Annotated in this window: 2 protein-coding genes and 1 pseudogene; 1 reads left to right on the forward strand and 2 read right to left on the reverse strand. The window is 71.8% G+C overall.

Translation table 11 applies throughout. The features are described from left to right. A pseudogene (locus NBX02_RS05345) lies at nt 1-248 on the reverse strand (LysM peptidoglycan-binding domain-containing protein); the annotation flags it as partial. 650 nt (nt 249-898) lie between these two features. Between NBX02_RS05345 and NBX02_RS05350 the strand changes: the two are divergent. Further along, nucleotides 899-1,471 (forward strand): hypothetical protein, encoded by a 573-nt coding sequence (locus NBX02_RS05350; protein ID WP_250287458.1) that lies wholly within the window; start codon nt 899-901, stop codon nt 1,469-1,471. Nucleotides 1,472-1,753: 282 nt separating this feature from the next. Here the strand turns inward: NBX02_RS05350 and NBX02_RS05355 are convergent, their stop codons facing one another. Beyond that, nucleotides 1,754-2,011: a helix-turn-helix domain-containing protein gene (locus NBX02_RS05355; protein WP_250287461.1), complete on the reverse strand. Its 258-nt coding sequence runs from the start codon at nt 2,009-2,011 to the stop codon at nt 1,754-1,756. Between the last annotated feature and the right edge of the window lie 649 nt (nt 2,012-2,660).

A 2,660-nucleotide genomic window follows, 5' to 3' on the forward strand; every position in this document is an offset into this window, starting at 1 on the left:
CCGCCGGGCAGCGCGGCGAGCGCGGCCAGGACGAACCCCGCGCACAGCCACAGCAGGCAGGCCCACGCGGCGAGGCCGACAACGGTCACCAGCGCGTGTTCGGGATCGGCCGTGACCCAGTCGGGCACCGCCGAGAAGCCGGACGGGAGATCCGCTCGCCCCGGCCCGACCGCGATCAGGATGATCGCCAGTGCCGTCGCGGCGGCCGCTCCCGTCAGGAAGACGAGCACGCGCCGGACGGCTGGCATCGGCAACTCCCGGTGATTCGGGGGCCTGATCCGTCGGCGGCACGGAAAGAATCATCCAGCCGTTGATCCATTGGCCCATTTGATCTTTGGAAAGCTTCGTTTGGGTTCGTTTGCTTGTGTAAACCCCTGAAGGGTTGATGTCAACCTCGGTTGGATGGTTTGCTCGCCGTCCGCGGGTCCGACGGTGTCCGCGGCCGGTGTCCATCATGATCGCCGTGTGCCCGCGTCCAGCGCTCGCCGCAGGCCCGCTCCCACTGGCTGGACACGCGGGAGCGGTCCATGCCACCCTGCTGGGGCACCGGTCATGGGGTGCGGACACCGTCCATGACCGCTGCGTGGTGCATGCCCCAGGCAGGCAGGGTGGGCCGTCACGCGCTTTTCGGTCAGGCAGGCGTATACCGGCGGCACGTTCGCGTGGATCGTCTCCGGCGGCCGGTGCCCGCCAACGGATACCGCCGCCTGTATGGCTACACATGGTTACATGGCTGGCGATGGCTGGCGTTCCGGGCCGTATCCGCTGCCGCCGCGCCGCGCGTCCGGCTGCGCCGCTCCGGCGGTTGCCGGCCGGACGCCCAGCGGCCGGCCGGAGCTCGGGCCCGCGCATGGGCAGGCGCCCGCGGCGGCGTCCGGGAGCGAAGAGGGAGGGACGGGTGCGCTGGGAGGCGCTTTTCGCCGATCTTGAGACGCAGTGGGAGGCGGCCGAGGCGGCCGAGCTCGACGCCGAGCTCATCGACAGGAGCCGGCGCGAGGCCGGGTACCTGCGTCTGATCGACCGGCTGCGGCCGGCGATCGGCTCGTCGTTGCGGGTGGGCGTCGAGGTTGTCGGGCGGGAGTCCGACAGCGTCCTGACCGGATGGCTCACCGCGCTGGGGGTGGACTGGATGCTGCTGCGGGAGCCGGCGGCCCACGAGGCGCTGGTGCCGTTACACCGCGTGCTGTGGGTGCATGGCCTGGCCGCGCTGTCGGCGCATCCCGGCCACGAGGGCCCGCTGGCGGTCCGGCTGGATCTGCGTTATGTCCTGCGGGGTGTGGCGCGGGACCGTTCACCGTGCGTGGCCGTGCTGGCGGACGGCACCCCGGTGCGGGGCACTGTCGACCGGGTCGGGGCGGACTTCGTCGAAGTGGCCGAGCATCTGGACGACGAGTTCCGCAGGGCACGGTCGGTACGCGCGGTGCGGACCATCCCACTGGCCGCGATCGGCTTCGTCCGCCGGACCGTGTGAGCCGCTGCCGCGCCAGGACGCTGTCACGCAGGACAGGGCGCTGTCGCGCAGGACGCTGTCGCAGGAAAGGCTGTTGGCGCTCCCGGAGCGCTGACGACGTCATGGCGTGCTTCTTCGCGCTACGGGATTCCCACCGATGAAGTGGCGGTCGCGGCGGCGGCGCTCCGGTCGGGCCGGGGTTTCGGCGGCCGGGGCCGTAGCGCTGGTCCGGCGGCGCCGATCTGGCGGGACGGGCCGGGAACCGGTCCGGGCGATCCAGGCCGGGCCTGCTTCCGGCCCCGGTCAGCCGTGCAGGCCGGGGAACTCCTCGTCCGGCAGCGTCTCACCGCGGCCGAGGGGGTTGGCGAGCACGAAGGCGCGGGTCTGCTCGTATGCCCGCTGGATGTATCCCTCAAGCTCGCTGCGTTCGACTCGCCACTGTCCGCGTCCGCCGATCTTTATGGCGGGGAGTTCACCCGAGCGGACCAGCGCGTACGTCTGGCTTGACGAGATGTTGAGGATCTCCGCCACATCGCTGAGCTGAAGGAAACGCTCGTTCATCGGCCTGTCTCCCTGGCGATGGATGGGTCGTGTCTCCTGTGTATCAGAGTCGCAGGTCCAAATCGCCTGTGAATGCCTCCGCTTGTGGATAACAGGTGCTGTTCGCCTTGGGCTCCAGGGCTCCAGGGCTCCAGGGCTCCGCCACCACGGCGTCGCGGGCCTCTGGTCGCGGTCCGTCAGCGGACTTGGGCCGCGCTGCCGGGTGCCGCGGCGGCGGACGGCGTCGATCACGGAACCCGGGCCCCACCGGGGAGGCCCGGCAGGGCCGCTGCCGCGCCGCCGCGCGGCATGTTCGAGGACCTCTGCCAGGGGCCCGGAGCACGACGCCCCAGGGGCGGCGGTCCGGGGACGGGGCACGGCCCGAGAACGGCACCGCTCGGGACGGTGCTGTCCCCGGGCGCTGCCGTCCGGAGGCGGCGGCCGAGGACGGCAGCCCCGACGCGGTGATCGTCAAGTGGTGACGTGGGGCCGCGGATTGGGGTGTGTTGATCGGGAAGTGGCGGTCGGAAGAGGTGGTGATGGCCAGGAGAGTAATGGGCGCGCCGGCCCGGATCCGCCGGTTCCGCGGGCCCTCGTCCACGGGCGCCGTCGCGGACCCCGTACCCTCAGCGATCAGGGTGTGCGTCGGACATGTCCGTCATCCGGCTCG

It is taken from the genome of Protofrankia sp. CiP1_Cm_nod1, from assembly GCF_920888515.1.
In the GTDB taxonomy this organism is placed as follows: Bacteria; Actinomycetota; Actinomycetes; order Frankiales; family Frankiaceae; genus Protofrankia.